Origin of the sequence: Longicatena caecimuris, from assembly GCF_018406465.1 — a bacterium.
Taxonomy (GTDB): Bacteria; Bacillota_I; Bacilli_A; order Erysipelotrichales; family Erysipelotrichaceae; genus Longicatena; species Longicatena caecimuris.
In genome coordinates, this window is sequence record NZ_AP024510.1 from 676,382 (window position 1) to 694,496 (window position 18,115).

15 protein-coding genes and 1 tRNA gene are annotated in these 18,115 nt (G+C 38.2%); 10 read left to right on the top strand and 6 right to left on the bottom strand.

Translation table 11 applies throughout. The features are described from left to right. Positions 1-57: 57 nt before the first annotated feature. The 3 genes from KJS44_RS03240 to KJS44_RS03250 all read right to left on the bottom strand — a co-directional run bounded on the left by KJS44_RS03240 (position 58) and on the right by KJS44_RS03250 (position 2,946). Positions 58-1,350 carry a GNAT family N-acetyltransferase gene (locus KJS44_RS03240; protein ID WP_008689792.1) on the bottom strand — a complete coding sequence of 431 codons (1,293 nt, stop codon included), beginning with the start codon at positions 1,348-1,350 and terminating at the stop codon, positions 58-60. Between the two features lie 131 nt (positions 1,351-1,481). Then, positions 1,482-2,747: a hypothetical protein gene (locus tag KJS44_RS03245; protein WP_008689790.1), complete on the bottom strand. Its 1,266-nt coding sequence runs from the start codon at positions 2,745-2,747 to the stop codon at positions 1,482-1,484. 125 nt (positions 2,748-2,872) lie between these two features. Continuing rightward, positions 2,873-2,946 (bottom strand) — tRNA-Trp (locus KJS44_RS03250). Positions 2,947-3,460: 514 nt separating this feature from the next. Here KJS44_RS03250 and KJS44_RS03255 point away from each other — a divergent pair. Next, a complete protein-coding gene (locus KJS44_RS03255) occupies positions 3,461-5,458 on the top strand; it encodes an FtsX-like permease family protein (RefSeq protein ID WP_008689788.1) in 1,998 nt (665 codons plus the stop codon). A 181-nt stretch (positions 5,459-5,639) separates the two neighbouring features. Next, on the top strand, positions 5,640-6,083 hold the full coding sequence (locus KJS44_RS03260) for a GNAT family N-acetyltransferase (RefSeq protein WP_008689787.1): 444 nt from the start codon (positions 5,640-5,642) through the stop codon (positions 6,081-6,083). A gap of 276 nt (positions 6,084-6,359) precedes the next feature. Here KJS44_RS03260 and crcB read toward each other — a convergent pair whose 3' ends face one another. Further along, positions 6,360-6,728, bottom strand: a complete 369-nt coding sequence (crcB, locus tag KJS44_RS03265; RefSeq protein WP_008689785.1) for a fluoride efflux transporter CrcB — start codon at positions 6,726-6,728, stop codon at positions 6,360-6,362. Between the two features lie 216 nt (positions 6,729-6,944). Here crcB and KJS44_RS03270 point away from each other — a divergent pair, with 216 nt between their 5' ends. From KJS44_RS03270 to ltrA, 4 genes are all read left to right on the top strand, one after another. Next, entirely contained in the window at positions 6,945-7,640 is a 696-nt protein-coding gene (locus tag KJS44_RS03270; protein WP_008689783.1) for a YjjG family noncanonical pyrimidine nucleotidase, read from the top strand. Further along, positions 7,640-8,287 (top strand): HAD family hydrolase, encoded by a 648-nt coding sequence (locus tag KJS44_RS03275; protein WP_008689781.1) that lies wholly within the window; start codon positions 7,640-7,642, stop codon positions 8,285-8,287. The genes KJS44_RS03270 and KJS44_RS03275 overlap by 1 nt, the downstream gene beginning before the upstream one ends. A gap of 12 nt (positions 8,288-8,299) precedes the next feature. Then, the gene (locus KJS44_RS03280) at positions 8,300-8,446 is read left to right on the top strand and encodes a hypothetical protein (RefSeq protein WP_008689780.1); all 147 of its coding nucleotides are present in this window, start codon (positions 8,300-8,302) and stop codon (positions 8,444-8,446) included. A 562-nt stretch (positions 8,447-9,008) separates the two neighbouring features. Beyond that, positions 9,009-10,328, top strand: a complete 1,320-nt coding sequence (gene ltrA, locus KJS44_RS03285; protein WP_017144543.1) for a group II intron reverse transcriptase/maturase — start codon at positions 9,009-9,011, stop codon at positions 10,326-10,328. Positions 10,329-10,500: 172 nt separating this feature from the next. On the opposite strand, the gene KJS44_RS03290 is transcribed toward ltrA, so the two are convergent. Continuing rightward, positions 10,501-11,382, bottom strand: coding sequence for a diacylglycerol/lipid kinase family protein (locus KJS44_RS03290; protein WP_008689779.1), 882 nt, complete (start codon positions 11,380-11,382; stop codon positions 10,501-10,503). A gap of 204 nt (positions 11,383-11,586) precedes the next feature. Here KJS44_RS03290 and KJS44_RS03295 point away from each other — a divergent pair, with 204 nt between their 5' ends. From KJS44_RS03295 to KJS44_RS03310, 4 genes are read left to right on the top strand one after another with little or no spacing between them, the layout of a single operon-like run. Continuing rightward, a complete protein-coding gene (locus tag KJS44_RS03295) occupies positions 11,587-12,351 on the top strand; it encodes a threonine/serine exporter family protein (protein ID WP_119957647.1) in 765 nt (254 codons plus the stop codon). Between the two features lies 1 nt (position 12,352). Next, positions 12,353-12,808 carry a threonine/serine exporter family protein gene (locus KJS44_RS03300; protein WP_008689777.1) on the top strand — a complete coding sequence of 152 codons (456 nt, stop codon included), beginning with the start codon at positions 12,353-12,355 and terminating at the stop codon, positions 12,806-12,808. After that, positions 12,798-15,098: a U32 family peptidase gene (locus tag KJS44_RS03305; protein WP_017144568.1), complete on the top strand. Its 2,301-nt coding sequence runs from the start codon at positions 12,798-12,800 to the stop codon at positions 15,096-15,098. The genes KJS44_RS03300 and KJS44_RS03305 overlap by 11 nt, the downstream gene beginning before the upstream one ends. Then, complete coding sequence (locus tag KJS44_RS03310) at positions 15,088-16,410, top strand: MATE family efflux transporter (RefSeq protein ID WP_008689775.1); 1,323 nt, start codon at positions 15,088-15,090, stop codon at positions 16,408-16,410. The genes KJS44_RS03305 and KJS44_RS03310 overlap by 11 nt, the downstream gene beginning before the upstream one ends. 139 nt (positions 16,411-16,549) lie before the next feature. On the opposite strand, the gene KJS44_RS03315 is transcribed toward KJS44_RS03310, so the two are convergent. Further along, on the bottom strand, positions 16,550-18,055 hold the full coding sequence (locus KJS44_RS03315; protein ID WP_008689774.1) for an FAD-dependent oxidoreductase: 1,506 nt from the start codon (positions 18,053-18,055) through the stop codon (positions 16,550-16,552). Positions 18,056-18,115 lie beyond the last annotated feature (60 nt).

Sequence of the window (18,115 nt, forward strand, 5' to 3'; positions counted from 1 at the left end):
TCACATATTCAAGATTTTACCTTTTTAACTTTTATAAAGTGAGAAATCACAAGATGGCTATGACGGTTTCTGCTTTAGGTAATAACAAACTTCATCAAAGTAGGTACCATCGTAATATTCATAAGCATCATGCAAGGTGCCTTCAAATTGAAATCCCAGTTTTTCGATAACACGTTTACTTTGTGTATTAAAAGGGAAATGATAGATACTGATCATTGTGCAGTGCAGATCTTCAAATGCATAGCGCAAGACTTCTTTTGCAGCCTCGACAACAATGCCCTTGCCCCAATAGGATTTTCCGATCCAATAGCCCAACATGCGATAGCCATTGCGAGGACGATGTTGATCCGCATCTAAGCTGATGAGTCCATACAGAGTATTATCCGTTTTCTGATAAATGCCCCATGTGTGATCGTTTATCAGAAAATTAGATAAGATTTGTTTTGTTTCTTCCAGAGAAGCATGCGGCTTCCATCCGCACATGCGAGCAACGTCAGGATCTTTAGCCATCTCGTACATTTGTACATGATCTTGCATAGACAGTCGCTGCAGCCGTAAACGCGTTGTATCCTGTAAACGTTGACGTGTTTTATGGGATTGCAAAATACTAATGAGATGATTGGAATGTGCAAGTTGCTCTCTTTGTTCACAAATGGCCAGATGAAAACGCAGCCATTCTTCATATTGTGGTTTTGTTAATGCGTTGATCCGTTCTGCCAATACTTCAGCAAGTCCATCTTGACTAAAGGTTTTTAAAAGCGTAAAGCCCATGCTTTGAAAGAGTTGCTCTGCTTTCTGCACATAGGTGCTTACAAAGGGATCATTGATGACTTTAAAGGTAGTTGGATCATATTGTGAGCTATTCAAAAAAGAACTATTCGGATATAAGGCTTCCGTGGTAAACACGGCAAGGTTACTAAGAAATGCACAAAAGATAATTCCACCATCTTTTACAACGCGATGCATTTCATCCAAACAGATTCGTTGCTCTTCTTCTTTAAGATGATATAGAGGTCCCATACATAGTATGATATCAAAACTATCATCTGAAAACCTGGAGAGATCCATAGCATTTCCTTGGTGTAGGGTCAGCTTCATCTGTTTCTTCTTTTGTTGTTTCAAACGATTTAGGTGATGGGGCATCAGATCCATGGCACATACCTCATAGCCTGCTTCAGCAAGCGGTAAAGCATAAGCTCCAGTGGCAGCTCCTAAGTCTAAAATACGTTCATGTCCATGCAAATATTGTGTAAGATACTGCGTGGTCGTAAGAAATTCGATATGCGCTGCGGGTGATTTCTGTAATCGTTCTTCTTCATGAACATGTTGATAAAGTTCTTCTAAATTCATAAATATCAGCCTCCTGTAAAGCTTATTGTACCACTGATAAAATGCCTTCCAATAAATCTGCATGTATAGGTAAAAGACGCTTGTTAAGAAGAAAAAAACAAGGCATATGCAAAAGAAATGGGAAAAGATAGTTAGGCGAGATTTAATTTTTCTTCAAATAACAATAGTTGTTTATAATTGCGTGTTAGAGGAAGCAGAGCTTTTAACTCATCGTGGTAAACCTTATGAAATTCCGGTGCCAGAGTCTGTAAGACAGGTAACAGTGTTTTCATGATATAGGTTTCCAATGTCTGGGCATTTTGACCATCACGCTTTAAGATAAAATAGTGCCAACAATCGCGTAATGCTTTACTGCAGGCTTGTACATCAATTTTTTGCATGATACAGGCTGGCAATGTTTTATCAAGACAGAATTGTGCATGACACATCCATATCAATAAAGGCAAGGGGGAATGGCTCTTTGTATCGAAAGAAGATTGATAACATGTCAGCGCTTTGGCATATTGTTTCTGATAATAATAACATCCGCCAATATTATAATAGAAGATAGCAAGCGTATGAGAAGAAAGGCTTGTTTGTTTCATATAAGATAAAGCTTTTTCTTTATAGAATTCAAATTGCTGGGGCTCTATAAAAATGGCAAGATTACTCATCCAATGATATATGGAAAAAAGTGCATGGGGATTGTCCTTATGCATTAGCTCATATTGTTCACATTCCTTTAAGATGAGAAAAGCTTGTAGATAGTCGTGATGTTTATCACTTAAATGTAAGACAATACCAATTGAAAAGCGGGTGATATGATGATGGTAATGCATATGGAATTGTTGATAAAGTTGTTCTAATACAATGTTATTATGGGGAAAAGTACATTGCCATTGATAAAGAGCATCCTCCATCATGATTTGCAAGGATTCACTTAGAAAATCATGACAGGATAAAAATAATTGGTAATCTTTTGATGAAAGATATTCCTGACTTGTCCAAAGGCGAGTAAAGACTTGTAATATGCGAATATAAAAGAATTCCTGCACATGTTGCTGATAGGGAAGTAAGGATTGCAATAAAGCTATGCAGATGGCACACATAGCTTCGTCATCATAATGCGCATAAGCAGAAAGCATAGCCGATAGCATTTGCTCGATATGTTTATCCATAGGGTGCGTATAATTAAAGGATAATGCAAATTGATCCAGTAACGTATCATAAATATCATCATCTTTTACAATTTTTCCTTGTTCTAAAGATATCAATGTCCGTAAAGAGAGGATCCCTACTTGATCAACAAGTTGTTGTTGTGTCCAGCCGGCTTGTAATCGCAGCCATCGTATCATAGCGCCTAATTGTTTTTTATCATGTTCATTCAGATATAATTTTTCTTTATGTGTTGTTTTCATGCGTTTATTATAGCATATTGAGTATTATCTTTTGCTATGGAAAGATATGGTCTGTTTATAAGGACCTCTCTGCCCCTGCCGGTTTATAAAAAAAAGACACCGTTTCGGTGTCTGGCTATTTTTCATGGCAGGGGTAGAGAGGATCGAACTCCCATCAGCGGTTTTGGAGACCGTTATACTACCATTGTACTATACCCCTAAGATTTAACTGCTTAACTATATTACCATAGAAAATAAAATCTGGCAATAATAAAATAAGGAAAAATATGTACTTTCTAACATGCCAGCATATGGTAAAATAGTATTCATACGGATGGAAAATATTGTCTTTTTGTTTTATAGGAACAAACATACCATGTTCAGCATTCTGTTGCCTAATTTCGCTTTGACTACTTCCTATAGCATATTCCATTCGGCATTTATCATCATAAGATATCTTTATTTCATAAAGTCGGATTGTATGTATGACGTAGGCATCTGCTGAAGTACTTCATAGTCTCTTGCTGCTTACTTAACCTTTAGTTCTTTTTCTTTTATAGTTATAATATAACGTATCATAAGGCATTCTAGATACATAACCCCTCTTATGCTTTTTTGGCCAATGCTATGTGGAAAAATTTATTATTATTTCAAATTTGTAAGGAAAGTGTAAGTGACAACGATGGCAGCGAGATACTTGTTCTTTTATAATTGCAGTGAAAGAAGGGATGTAAATGAAATTAACCAGACTTGCGCTGCATAACGTCAGAAAAAGCTATAAAGATTATATGATCTATTTTCTAACTCTGATGTTTTCTATCTGTTTATTCTATACCTTTAATTCCTTTCAAGCGCAAAAGGAAATCATGTCATTAAATGACTCACAATCCATCATGCTACAAACACTTGGTATTTTCATGGGAATCTTATCCGTTTTTGTGGCTATCGTACTGGCCTTTCTGGTCATGTATGCCAACAACTTTTTGATTAAACGACGGAAAAAAGAATTTGGTTTATATATGTTGTTGGGCATGGAGAAAAAAGATATCTCTAAGGTTTTAATTTATGAAACCGTATGCATTGGTGTGGTATCACTTGGTGTTGGATTATTACTAGGTATATTGTGCTCACAAGGCTTAGGCATCTTTACCGCACATCTGTTCTCAGTTCAAGTAAATTATAACTTTGTCTTCTCGCCATCAGCAGCTATTATCACTGCTATTTCCTTTACGATTATTTTTCTGGTTATCATGTTGCTGAACACCAGAGTTATAGCGAAAGTAAAATTGATAGAACTATTGCAGGCTGAGCGTAAACAGGAAAAAGCTAGAATTCAAAAACCTTTCATCGCTGTACTTATCTTTATCGTTTCTTTGTTGTTGTTAGGGGCAGCTTATTATCTGGCGACACGCTCTACTCAGATGTTTGCGAGCTGTTTAGTTCCTATTCTAATTATGGGAAGCTTAGGAACATTGTTCTTCTTTTTGTCCCTATCGGGTTTCCTCTTACAGTTCATACGTTCCAGCAAGCGTTTATACTATCGCGGATTGCGTATGTTTGTATTACGTCAGGTAAATGCCAAAATCAATACTAGTTTTGTTTCTATGAGCATAGTTTGCCTTATGCTGTTATTAAGTGTAGGAGCCTTATCTGTAGGATGGAATCTGAATGATTCATTAAAAACATCCTTGGATACACAGACACCATATGCTTATTCCTTTACCCAATATCAAAAAGCTGATACACAAAAGATGCGTCAGATCTTGATGCTAGACACGGATAAAAATATAACGAGTAGTGAGACAATTTCCGTTTATACGGATCATCTGAAATTAAAGGATTTATTTAATTATGCGAAAGATGTAGACACTGGTATGTTGTATAAAGATGCAGATCTGGAAATTATCACATTAAGTGACTTTAATAAAGCCAGACGTGCCTGGAAGTTATCTCCCATGCAGTTAAAGCAGGATGAAACTTTCTTTATCAGCGGCTCATCTAGTATCATTCCAACCTTAAATGAAATCGCAGAACAGACGAAAAAGCCACTGCAGGTGTTTAATCATAAACTGCATTTACAAGTAAAGCAAGAGGAAGCCATCAATATTGCCACAGAATTTGGGTTTAGTACAGGGGCTGCCATCGTTGTGCCTGATGCCATATTGCCACCGCAAATAGCTAGCCATCATACTTTCTGGAATATTGATGTTAAAGATGAAAGTAAGATCGAGGCATATGATACGAAGGTACATGAGAATGCAAAGAAGCTGTTGGGAACGAATGAACAAACTCTTCGCTATTCTTCTATGACTCGTAAATTGATTATTGATAATCAGGCAGGATTGGGTATGCTGTTCACGTATGTCGGTTTGTATTTGGGAGTAGTCTTCTTAGTGGCAAGTGCAGCAGTATTAGCATTGCAACAGCTTTCTGAGGCTGAGGATAATCAAAAACGTTATTTGATTTTAAGAAAAATCGGTACAAGTGAAAAGATGATGAATCATTCCATCTATGCACAGATATCTATTTATTTCTTATTGCCATTAGTGTTGGCTGTTATTCATGCATCTGTTGGTATTCCTGTAGTATCTACATCTTTAATGTCCGGTTTGGGAATCGGTGATATAGGATTAGCTAATTTCTTCTGTGCCATTGTCGTTATCTTAATTTATGGAAGCTATTATGTATTTACGTGCATGAGTTATAAACAGACACTATATGCAAGAAAGTAAGAATTCAGCTTAATGATTAAAGAAAAAGCATACTTAGGATATGCTTTTTCTTTTGCTCATGGTATGCTATAGGTAAGAAAAATAATCTGATAATGAAATAATATTTTTATCTATCAGCAAGTATAACGATGGGTTTAAAAAACATTGCATATACGCAAATATGGAAAGGAGATGAGCGTAAATGCGAATTGATCGGATATCGAAACAAGAAGATGTTCAGGTGAGGGAGCTGATATGGAAAACCTTTTTGCGATTTGATGCAGTTGATTATAGTGAAGAAGGTGTGAAGGATTTCTATGCCTATCTGATGCGGGATGATCTTTTTGAGCGTCTCATCTTTTTAGGAGCATATGAAGAGGATATTTTGATTGGAGTAATGGCAATGTGTGAGGGACACATCTCACTTTTCTTTGTAGATGAACACTACCATCGCAAAGGGGTAGGGAAAGCTTTGTTTCAAAGCATGTTGCGTTTACAAAAACAAATGATCATCACGGTGAATTCCTCACTCTATGCAAAAGAAGTGTACGAACATTTAGGCTTTCGCGCCATCAATCATGAAATTGAAGCCGGAGGCATTCGTTATATTCCGATGTTGTATACAAAAAATGGGTATCTTTTATAAATGATTTTAACCTTAAAACATATGAGGAAAAAAACCTTTCATTAGGAAATGGTGGGAGTGCGTCGTAAATTCAATATTTATTAGATAATTATAATGATGGAAGGAAGAAAGCGTTATTAACCTTACCGACAAATTTATTTGATTTAGAAAAACTACAAGAGCTTATTTGATCAACATCCATCAACATCACTTGTATAAACACACTCTATAAATGAGAGTGCTAATACAGTAATCATTGATAAATACAGTGTTTCTGTAATCATCTTTTATAGTATATCAAGAAAGAAACAGCAACATTAGCCATCGTCCTAACAAGACAGCAAGGATACAAAACAGCAGACTGCCACATGCATATATACTGCCACTAAGATAACGTTGTGTTTCAAAAAGCTGCACCGTTTCTAAAGAAAAGGTAGAAAAAGTCGTAAAGCCTCCACAAAATCCAGTCTTAATGAAAAGTATGATATCCGGTTGTGCTTTTGTTTCTTGAGCATAAGCTATTATCATACCAATACAGAGTGCACCAAGAATATTTATTAGCATAGTCATAAAGGGGAAAGAAGTACGCATCGGAAGAAGTCCTAAACCATAACGCAATATGGCTCCTAAGGCGCCTCCACATCCCACTAAAATTAATTCTTTCATTCACATGCCCTCCTGCTCTTATGGTATGATTGTATCATGGTTCTAAGTTGTAGAAAAGCATAGGATCGGCAATTTTTATAGGTTTTATCTCCTGTTTATGATATAGTTATGTGGGATTAAAATGAATACGTAAAGGAATAGAATGAAGTTTGTGATAAAGTGATGCCGCTGTAAAAGTTATGATGGCATTATGAACGTTACGCATAAGGAGTCAGTATGAAGAAATATAAAACGCTATTATTTGATGCAGATAATACCTTGTTGGATTTTGATAAGACGGAAAAAGAAGCTCTGCGTAAAACCTTTACCATGCAGAATATTCCCTTTACTCCAGCGATGAAAAACCGTTATCTGCAGATTAACACTGCTTTATGGAATGCCTATGAAGAAGGAAGAATGACAAGGGAAGAAGTTATCTTTACACGCTTTGGTAAGCTGTTTGATGAATTCCATATTGCTGAAGATGGTGTTCAATTTGAGCATATATATCAAAAAGAATTAGGAAAAGGACATGCCCTCATGCCACATGCGCTCGAACTTGTGAAACATTTGAAGAAAGATTATGAATTGTATATCGTAACAAATGGGGTAAGCGCAACGCAGCATTCGCGTTTGCATGATTCAGGCTTAGATCAACATATCCGTAAAGCATTCATATCAGAAGAAATCGGTTATCGAAAACCAATGAAGGAATATTTCGATTATTGTTTTGCTCATATTCCATCATTTGAAAAAGAGCAGACATTAATAATCGGAGATTCCTTATCAAGTGATATGCAGGGAGGTATTCATGCAGGTATTGCGACCTGTTGGATGAATCCTAAACAAAAACCAAATGTGCAGGATTTACCAATTACCTATGAAATAACCAATTTAAAAGAGTTATATTCTATATTAGAGGAGGATGAATAATGCGAGCAATTCTATTTGATTTAGATGGTACCTTAACGGATCCTAAGGAAGGCATTACAAATTCCGTGGCATATGCTTTAGAAAAAGCGGGTATCCCTATCGAAGATAAAAATGATTTAATTACCTTTATCGGTCCGCCTTTAGCAGATTCGTTTGCACAATTTTATGGTTTTAATAAGGAACAGTGCGATGAAGCAATCAAACAATATCGCGTTTATTTTAAAGAAAAGGGAATCCTGGAAAATAAAGTATATCCTGGTATAAAAACGATGTTGCAACAACTGAAGGAAGATGGAAGACAGTTGTTTGTGGCAACGAGCAAGCCACATGTTTTTGCGAAAACGATTTTACATCATTATCAACTTGCTGAATATTTTGATGGTATTTATGGCAGTGAATTGGATGGCACAAGAAGTCGTAAAGGTGAAGTCATCGCCTATATTTTGGAAAAGGAAAACCTAGAAAAAGAGCATTGTGTGATGGTTGGTGATCGTAAGCATGATATATTGGGGGCAAAGGAACATGATCTTGCCAGTGTCGGTGTATTGTTTGGTTATGGAGATGAAGAGGAATTACAACTTGCAGGTGCGGATGTCATCGTGAACGATGTTGAAGAATTAAAACAATATTTACTTAGTAAAAGATAGGAAGTGAAATGCATGAGTGAAAAAAAGAAATTAGATACGAAAGCTTTGCTGGAAAAAAGTCGCAGCGTAAAACAGAAGCCACAAGGCTCCCTGTTAGAACGTAAGTTGAAAAATAAGAAAAATGGCGCAAAGTTTGGTAAAGTGAATTTCAATGGATAACAGGAACGCTTCCTGTTTTTTTTATGTGTGGCGGGCATGCCACATATCTAGGGTGAAAATCCCTCGGGGCGTAGTTATCGACGAACCCAAGAGCGACTTGCAAGTTTCATATCGTGAGGTATGGGAGAGAGGAAGCAATAGCGAAATCGTGGCTTAACGGACAGGAAGTCTGAACATTAAATTCAGACGGCTGATAATAAGGCGGCATTAGCGGATGAGATGGCATGAAGCATCAAAGTCCAAAAGATAACCGTAACCTAATGGCGTAAATCAGATAAGTAAACGAGGAAAGATATGTGACTTACCCCGCGAGGTCTCATTGACTCAGTAGGCGAGACGTAGAACGACGGGCAGTCGAGGAGTAGTAACAACGAACAATGAGAAGTCAGCAGAGGTCATATTAGGTAGAGATACTGAAGGACCGAACGTTTTAATCGCACGAGCAAAATGTATGTTTCTTACAATAATCAGACAAGGATATGAGTGAAAACGTAAATGAGCAAATATCCAAAACACGTATGATGATTTGTAAGAAAGCGGAAAGGAAAGGAGTGCACAAAGTATGTCAGAACTATTAGAAAAGATACTGAACAGAGAAAATATGAACAAAGCCTATAAACGTGTAAAAGCGAATAAAGGAACAAGCGGAATTGATGAAATAACGATTGAGGACGCCTATGTTTATATAAAAGAAAACTGGGAAAGTATCAGAGCAGAAATCACAGAAAGGAAGTACAAACCACAGCCAGTAAAGCGAGTTGAAATACCAAAACCGAATGGAGGAACTAGAAATCTGGGGATACCAACGGTAATGGATAGAATCATCCAGCAGGCAATGGTACAAGTATTAAGCCCAATATGTGAAACGTTCTTTTCGGATTATAGTTATGGATTCAGACCAAATCGGAGTTGTGAGCAGGCCATAAATAAATTATTGGAATATATCAATGATGGATATGAATGGATAGTAGACATTGACTTAGAGAAATTCTTTGACAACGTGCCACAGGATAAATTGATGAGTTATGTACACATCATCATAAATGATGGAGATACAGAGTCGCTCATACGAAAATATCTTAAAGCAGGTATCATGATAAACGGAAAATATGAAAAGAGTGAAAAGGGAACACCACAGGGTGGAAACCTATCGCCATTATTAAGTAATATTATCCTAAATGAATTAGACAAAGAATTAGAAAGCAGAGGATTACACTTTACCAGATACGCAGACGACTGCGTGATAGCGGTAAAAAGTAGAGCCAGTGCGAACAGAGTGATGCATACAATCACAAAGTGGATTGAACACAAATTGGGACTGAAAGTGAATGCGACAAAGACGCATATCACAAGACCTAACAAATTAAAATATCTAGGCTTTGGATTTTATTATGATACAAAAGATAAGAAATATTGTGCAAGACCACACGCAAGTTCCATACAACGATTTAAGAGGAAACTGAAACAGCTAACAATCAGAAAGAACACAATGGCTTTAAATGAAAGGATAAGACAACTGAACCAAGTAATACGAGGATGGATAAACTATTATTCCATATGTAATATGAAAACACATATGACAAGGATAGATGAACATCTTCGTACAAGACTGCGAGTAATTATATGGAAACAGTGGAAAGTACCCAGCAAGCGACAGTGGGGATTACAAAAACTTGGGATTAGAAAAGATAGAGCAAGACAGACATCGTATATGGGAGACCATTATCAATGGGTCGTAACCAAAACATGTGTGGTAAGAGCAATATCAAAAGAAAAACTAGCCCAAAAAGGACTAGTCAGTTGTTTAGATTACTATATAGAGAGACACGCTTTGAAATTAAAACGAACCGCCGTATACGGAACCGTACGTACGGTGGTGTGAGAGGGTGATTTATTTCACCCTACTCGATTTGATAAGGTTAAGTGTTTTAGCATACTTTTACGTTTGTATGGGGAATATTTGATATTATGAATGGTGTGATAAAAGCGTAAAAAATTGCTTATCTTTATCATCATGATCAATGGAAAGAATTCTGTTATTTCTCTGCATCGTGTTATAGCAGTATGGTAATCGCTTTATGATGATTTTGGATCTTGGCACAATGCACGCTTCCTCCATCTTCTCCATCTAAGGTCCATGGTATTGCTTGATCACAAGTAATCGTCAAAGCAGAAGTTGTCAGAAAATGCATCCAGGTAGTATTTACTTCGCGTTTTAATAAGGCCGTTATAATATTTTGCACATCTAATAGATTATTCGGTACGCGCAGTAAAAGTACTTCAAATAAACCATCATCTAATTTGGCATGTTCCCCGGTGATAGAAGTAAAGCCTGCCACATAACGTGAATTGGTTATACAGCCAAAGATACAATCCTCCTCAATACGCATATCTTTTGTTTCTAAAACTATATGATAACGTGGGATATGGGTCAGCTGCTTAATGCCTTCCAAAAAATAAGCAGCCTTGCCAAAGGTGTTTTTACTTCCTTGAGGTGTCGAATAGGAGATTTCGGTGAACAGACCAAAGGCGGCAACATAGGTGAAATAGCGTTTGTTGAACTGACCGATATCACAAGCAAAAGGCGTTGGTGTTGCCAGATGTTCCATCAGCTTACCAGGACTTTTTGCTAATTTCAGTGTTGAGGCAAAATCATTAACGGTTCCCGTTGGAAGATAAGCGACTGCCGGTTTTTGTGCCACCTTCATTAGACCGCTGATAACTTCATTCCATGTGCCATCTCCTCCACAGCATAACAGTAAATCAAATTGTTCGGCCTTTTCTTCAACCAATTGGCGTGCATGGTTACCATACTGTGTCACAAATACCTTGACTTCATCTTCCATAGCACAAAATGCATTGCATAAGGTAAATAAATTTGCTTTGGCATTTCCTTTACCGGCTTTTGGATTGACAATAAGCATGACTTGCCGCATGGTATCACCTCCTGCATATAACTAACATTATAATGAAAAAGGCCAAAAATTACCAATAATTTATCGTAATCTTTTTCTATTCGTTCATGTAGCAGTCAAACTTACGCATATATATAAGCAGACGTAATTGAAAATTCAAAGAAAAAAGGTTTCTTTTTTGACCCCATTTCGATATACTGTTTAAGGAAAGAAAGAAGTGAAAGAATGAAGAGTGATCAACTGCTGAATGTCGTAGGATATGCCGGTAAATTATTAATTGAGAGTGGAGCGGAAATCTATCGGGTGGAAGAAACCATGGTCCGCCTATGCCACAGTTTTCATGAGGTACAGGATGCGGAAAGTTTTGTTACGCCAACCGGTATCATGTTGTCAATCACGGTGGATGGTAAGACTTCGACAAAAATCATGCGCGTACATTCAAGAGGGGTCGATCTAAATTGCATTGACCGTATCAATGCATTGTCAAGAAGAGCGAGTGAAACTGCTTTTTCTTTAGAAGAATTGAATCAACAATTGCAGGAAATTGGTCGAAAAGAGCGTTATTCATTTGGGATGACCTTACTATTCAGTGCGCTTAGTGCAGGAGGTTTTGCCATCTTCTTTCAAGGCAGTATGTTAGAGGCAGGCTGTGCCTTTTTCATCGGTTTGATTATTAAAGCAATTACGTGGTTTATGGAACAGCGAGATTTAAATAATTTTTTCATTAATGCGATTGGAGCGGCTTTTGCGGCGATGGTTGCATTAGGTCTGCATAAGTTGTTAGCGAATACGGATGTTGATATTATGATTATTTCCAGCATTATGTTATTAGTGCCGGGACTGGCAATCACCAACGCCATACGGGATACGGTTGCCGGTGATTATTTATCCGGAGTTGCCAGAGCCTGTGAAGCATTTTTAGTGGCGATTGCCATTGCGGTAGGCATCGGTTTTATCTTAAGTATTTTCATGGTACAAGGAGGTGTCTGATATGCTGAATCTGGGCAGTGTGATGATTTCCAGTTTTCTTGCCAGCTTAGGATTTGGGGTGTTATTTAATATCAAAGGAAATAAATTATTACTAGCTGGTATTGGCGGCAGTATTGGCGGTGTTGTGTATCAATTGTCCATGCAGTATGGCTGTAGTGAAATGATGGCGATGTTTTTGGGATCTATCGCTTTTTCACTTTATTCAGAAATCTTAGCACGTATCTGTAAGACACCGGTCACGACCTTTATCATTTGCGCCTTAATTCCTTTGGTACCCGGTGGTGGTATGTATCGCATGATGTTACAGGCGATCCAGGGACATGTAGATGAGGCATTAAATATTGGCTTAGATACGATTAGTATTGCAGGCGTTTTGGTGTTAGGTATCTTAATGGTTTCAACAATCATGCGCTCAGTTTTTAAAACGAAACGGCAGGTGAAAAGAAGTGAGAACTAATGTGGAATTATTAGCTCCGGCAGGAAGCTTTGAGGCATTGCAGGCAGCCGTTCAAAATGGTTGTGATGCAGTATATTTAGGAGGAACTATGTTTGGCGCAAGAGCATTTGCGCATAATTTTGATGATACGCAGATGGAAACGGCAGTTAAATATGCACATGTATATGGTGTGCGGGTATATGTAACCGTGAATACACTGCTTTATGAGAAGGAAATGGAAGAAGTCATAGCGTATGTAAAACGTTTGCAGGATATGGATGTCGATGCTTTGATCATTCAGGATGTCGGCTTATTTACCTTGCTGCATGAGCGATTTCCGGATATGGAGTTACATGCATCTACACAGATGCATATTCATAATCCACAAGGCATTGCGATGTTACAGGAAATGGGGGCAGCCAGAGTGGTTGTTCCAAGAGAAACAACGATTGAAGAAATTCGCGAATATGCAAAACTTGGCGTAGATTTGGAAGTGTTTGTACAAGGGGCTTTATGTGTATCGTATTCCGGACAGTGTCTGATGTCTTCTCTGACTTTGGCACGCAGTGGAAATCGAGGAGAATGTGCCCAATCCTGTCGAATGCAATATACATTGGAAGAAGATCATCATGGTTTACACAAAGAAATCACGACCAAAGGGCAGTATTTGTTAAGTCCGAAGGATTTAAATACCTTAGAACAAGTACCAACCTTAATTGAGGCAGGGATAGCATCCTTTAAGATTGAAGGCAGAATGAAGCGTCCAGAATATGTAGCCTTAATGTGTGCCTTATATCGTAAAGCAATAGATGCGTATACTCGTAAGGAAACGTTTCATGTAGATGCTGCTATGAAACAGGAAATGGAAAAAGTGTTTCATCGTGGCTTTACCAGCGGACATCTCTTTCACCAGGTTGGAAGTGCGTTAATGAATCCGCTGCGTCCCAATCATATGGGCGTGCGTGCAGGTATCATTGAACAGATCAGCAAAGATAAGATGACCGTAAAATTGGTAGATGATTTACATCAAGGAGATGGTGTGCGTATTTTGAAAGCCAAAGGGGATGAGGGCTTTCGTGTCAATCGTATGTATCAAAATGGCTTATTAGTGAATCACGCAAAAAAGAATGAACGCATTCAATTGGATAAAACCGGTTATGTGGAAAAAGGCAGTATATTGTTAAAGACGAGTGATTGTCAACAGCTGGAAGCTTTGCGAGCATCCTATGAGCAGCGTTCACGTACCATTCCCATTCAAGCATCCTTTTCCATGCAGCTTCAGAAAAAAGCAAAATTGATCGTTAAAGATGAGCAACAGCATCAAGTGGAAGTCTTTTCCGATATGCCATGTGAAAAAGCAATGAAAACCCCTTTATCTAAGGAACGCATCCTGGCACAACTACAAAAAACAAAGGATACGCCATTTGCTATCAGCTGCTGTGATATGAGTAATGTTGTAAGTAATGGCATTTTACCTATTAAGGAATTGAATCGCATGCGCAGAAAGGCATTGGAGCAATTGCAGAAACTGCGTGAAGTACGAAATGGTGTTCGACGTTTTGCAGAAGAAAAAGCAAAGGTTATCGCTTTGCCATCAATGCGTGAAGTCATGATTGTCGTACATACAAAAGAACAATATGAAGTATGTCGTGAAGAAGGTTTTTCTTCTATTTACATAGCGGATGTCAGCTTATATCAAACTTTACGACAAGCCAATGAAACAGTCTATTTACGTGAAGAGCGCGTAAAAAAAGATGCTTATACACAACCTCATACTTTAATTCAAGAAACGGCAGGATTAAGTTTTGCTCAAGCTCATGCCGGAGATACTTCTTTGAATATCACAAATTCTTATAGCGCTGCTTTTGCCTTTGCAAACGGTGTGGACATTCTTACCTTATCAGTGGAACATACCCCGGATACCATACAGGAATTAACCACGGCATTTCAAAAGTGTTATCATAGAACAGGCAATTTTGCTGTACAACTATATGGTCATGTGGAATTGATGCTGAGTGAATATTGCCCGATACAGGCATGTCTAAAGGATGATGGTAAGAAACAGTGTGGTTTATGTCGAAAAGCAACACGCTATAATCTGAAGGATTTGAAAGGGCATCGCTATCCGATTTTAAGTGATGTACACTGTCGTATACATTTATTGAGTGAGGATGCCTATGATCATATCGCAGAATGGAAGGCGTATCAAAAGCTTGGTATCACTTCGGCACTTATTGTCTTTACGATAGAAGATGCGCATAAGACACGACGTGTTTTGCGGAAAGTGAAGGAACAGGTTCATGTCGACTAAGGTATCTTCAAATCGGCTATTGAATGATCGTGTGCATCGGCTATATCTGCATTATCTTTTCCCTACGCTGATTGCGATGGCGAGCAATTCCTTGTATTGCCTGGCAGATGTCTTCTTTATTTCCAAAGGTGCCGGCAGTACCGGTTTAGCGGCATTGAATATCGCTATGCCATTGTTTACACTATATTCTGCTATCGGCTTAACATTTGGAGTTGGGGGAGCTACGATCATGTCCATTGCGGAAGGAACAGGACATATGCAAGAAAGAAATCAGGCATTTACTTGCAGTGTGTTGGGCATGAGTGTAATAGGATTGTTTATTGCGGTTTTTGGGACGATATTTGCTCAACCTTTTGCCTACATGTTAGGAAGCAGTCAAGAGCTTTTGCCACATGTTATGGAATATATGCGTCCAATCAATGCTTGTGCCATGTTTTTTGTCATTAATTATGCCGGCAGTATCTTATTACGTAATGATCATGCCCCCAAGCTTGCCATGCAGGCTACCTTATGTGGCAATATTACGAATATCATCTTAGATTATCTTTTGGTCATGGTCTTTGGCATGGGGCTTTTTGGTGCTTCCATTGCGACTGCTTTATCAGCCGTATTAAGTTTATTGTTTATGTTGCCACATTTTTTCTTTAAGCAAAATACGGTGCACTTTTGTAAGAATATCTTTTCTATTGAAGTATGGAAACGTATGCTGATGAATGGAGCCGGTAGCGGTGTGTTGGAAATCAGTGCCGGAAGCGTAGTGCTCATTTTTAATTATGTTATTGTCCAAGAGGCAGATCAGCTATTCTTAGCTGCTTATGCCATCGTCACCAATATCGCTTATGTTACCAAAGGGTTATTAAATGGCTTTGCCCAGGCCGCACAGCCAATTATATCGACGAATTATGGGGCAAGACAAAAAAAGCGGACCCAGCAGGCATTTCATATATCCTTAATTGCCAGCTCTCTTTTTGCGTTACTTTTATACATCCTTTTTCTCCTTTTTCCTAACACTGTGGCTGCCATTTTCAGTGATGGAGATATGCAGCTTATTGCCAGTGCCGGGGATGGCATTCGCTTTTATTTTACAAGCTTGTTTTTTACGGCCATCATCACCATGATTCTATATTATTTGCAAGCCATTGAATGTAGCCGTGCTGCTACTATTTTGGCTCTTTTGAAAGGATTTGTCTTTGTGATCATATCATTATTTATCATGGTCCATCTATTTGGGATGAATGGCATTTGGTTTACGATTACGCTGGCAGAAGGATTGGCAGTACTCAGTGGTTTCTGGCTGTTAAAAAAGTTATGAAAAATTGATAATAAAATACAGTCGTTGTATCGTTATGTAGAAAATATAAGAAAAACACCCTTCGCTTACCTGTTCGCAAAACAGCAGTCTTCTTAAAGGGTGTTTTCTTATGTCTTTATGAAGGAGTAATTTTAAAAGATCAATCAATAATATGCGGATCAATCTCATTGAATCCTTCGCCGTAACGATGTAGACGATAGGTAGCCGGTCCTTTGATCAATTCACCGGTATAGGAAAAACGAGAACCATGACATGGACAATCCCAGGTCTTATCCATGGCGTTAAAATGGCAAACACAACCTAAATGCGGACAAGTCACATCGACGATATGCAGAATTTCTTCCTCATCACGATATACACCATAAGTATGATCATCAATCTGCACTAGTTTCCCTTCACCGATATCAGGATATTGGTCATCGGGATGTTTAAATTTACCTTTAATAAATTCATAGGCAACGTTTAGATTTTCCTTTACAAAAGGTAGGGAGAAGATATCCGACATCCGTTGTGGTGTAAATATTACGCGATATTGGCTGCGTTTACCTAGTGCATGTGCACATAAAAGCTTTCCGGCGATATTTGCACTGGTATTGCCCCATTTAGAAAAACCGCTGGCAAATAACAAGTTTTCATTATGCTTATCTAATTTACCAATGAAGGGGATATGGTCAAAAGAGATATAATCTGAATTGCTCCAACCGGCTTTTACATCACCAATGCTAGAACTTTGGGCAGCTTCTTTGAGCATTTCCTGCAAATCGCTGCTATCCTGCTGACCGCTTTTACCGCTGTTTCCTCCGATTAAAATGCCATCTCTGATGGAGTTCCAGGAACGCATCGGGGTATCGATTGATAATGCCGTACAGTCTTCTCCATGATAGTCACAAAGTAAAATTGTTTCTTGATCACAGCGCATGCGGGCGAAGTAGAAATGTCCATGATCCAATATAGGAAACTGCGTGGCAAGAATGACTTTTTTAGCATGAATACGTTGATTGTTACAAAGCAGTGTATAACTGCCATCTGCTTCTTCTTGCAAGTCACTCACGGGAGAATGCTCATAAAGTGAAACGCCTGCATCACGAAGCACCTTAGCCAAACCGCAAGCATATGCATAAGGATCATACACTGCCTGATAATGCATGATAAGTCCAGCTTTCATCGCAAAAGGCGTTGTTTGTTTTTCCACATAGGTACAAGGAATATGCAGATCCAAATACACTTGATATTCATCTTGCAACTGGGCAATTTGTACATCATCATTTGTATATAGCATCGTATCACAACGATGAAAATCGCAATCAATCCCATGCTCCTGAATGATTTCTTCGATGGAAGTGATTGCTTCTTCATTTGCATGATAGTATAATCGCGCAAAATGTTTGTCATAGCTTTCTAATAAATGACGATAGATTAAGCCATGCTGCGATGTGACCTTTCCCGTATTGCGCCCGCTGGCTCCACGACCAATTTCCTCAGCCTCTAAAACAATGATGTCTTCTTTTGCTCTAGAAAGATAATAAGCGCTGCTTAACCCACATAAACCACCACCGATAATGACAATATTCGTATCCAATTCCTTTGTGACTTGCGGAAATTGGAGCTGTTGTTTTTGTTTGTTGATCCAATAAGAATCGTTCATGCTCTCACCTCGTTATCCTTTATCATGCCCCATACATGGTTTTTTATAAGTTGACATTCA

Excerpts from the sequence above, each read along its gene's own strand:
- ltrA (WP_017144543.1), top strand. The coding sequence starts at position 9,009 with ATGTCAGAACTATTAGAAAAGATACTGAACAGAGAAAATATGAACAAA.
- KJS44_RS03275 (WP_008689781.1), top strand. The coding sequence starts at position 7,640 with ATGCGAGCAATTCTATTTGATTTAGATGGTACCTTAACGGATCCTAAG.
- KJS44_RS03245 (WP_008689790.1), bottom strand. The coding sequence starts at position 2,747 with ATGAAAACAACACATAAAGAAAAATTATATCTGAATGAACATGATAAA.
- KJS44_RS03310 (WP_008689775.1), top strand. The coding sequence starts at position 15,088 with ATGTCGACTAAGGTATCTTCAAATCGGCTATTGAATGATCGTGTGCAT.
- crcB (WP_008689785.1), bottom strand. The coding sequence starts at position 6,728 with ATGAAAGAATTAATTTTAGTGGGATGTGGAGGCGCCTTAGGAGCCATA.
- KJS44_RS03290 (WP_008689779.1), bottom strand. The coding sequence starts at position 11,382 with ATGCGGCAAGTCATGCTTATTGTCAATCCAAAAGCCGGTAAAGGAAAT.
- KJS44_RS03300 (WP_008689777.1), top strand. The coding sequence starts at position 12,353 with ATGCTGAATCTGGGCAGTGTGATGATTTCCAGTTTTCTTGCCAGCTTA.
- KJS44_RS03280 (WP_008689780.1), top strand. The coding sequence starts at position 8,300 with ATGAGTGAAAAAAAGAAATTAGATACGAAAGCTTTGCTGGAAAAAAGT.
- KJS44_RS03270 (WP_008689783.1), top strand. The coding sequence starts at position 6,945 with ATGAAGAAATATAAAACGCTATTATTTGATGCAGATAATACCTTGTTG.
- KJS44_RS03315 (WP_008689774.1), bottom strand. The coding sequence starts at position 18,055 with ATGAACGATTCTTATTGGATCAACAAACAAAAACAACAGCTCCAATTT.
- KJS44_RS03260 (WP_008689787.1), top strand. The coding sequence starts at position 5,640 with ATGCGAATTGATCGGATATCGAAACAAGAAGATGTTCAGGTGAGGGAG.
- KJS44_RS03255 (WP_008689788.1), top strand. The coding sequence starts at position 3,461 with ATGAAATTAACCAGACTTGCGCTGCATAACGTCAGAAAAAGCTATAAA.
- KJS44_RS03240 (WP_008689792.1), bottom strand. The coding sequence starts at position 1,350 with ATGAATTTAGAAGAACTTTATCAACATGTTCATGAAGAAGAACGATTA.
- KJS44_RS03295 (WP_119957647.1), top strand. The coding sequence starts at position 11,587 with ATGAAGAGTGATCAACTGCTGAATGTCGTAGGATATGCCGGTAAATTA.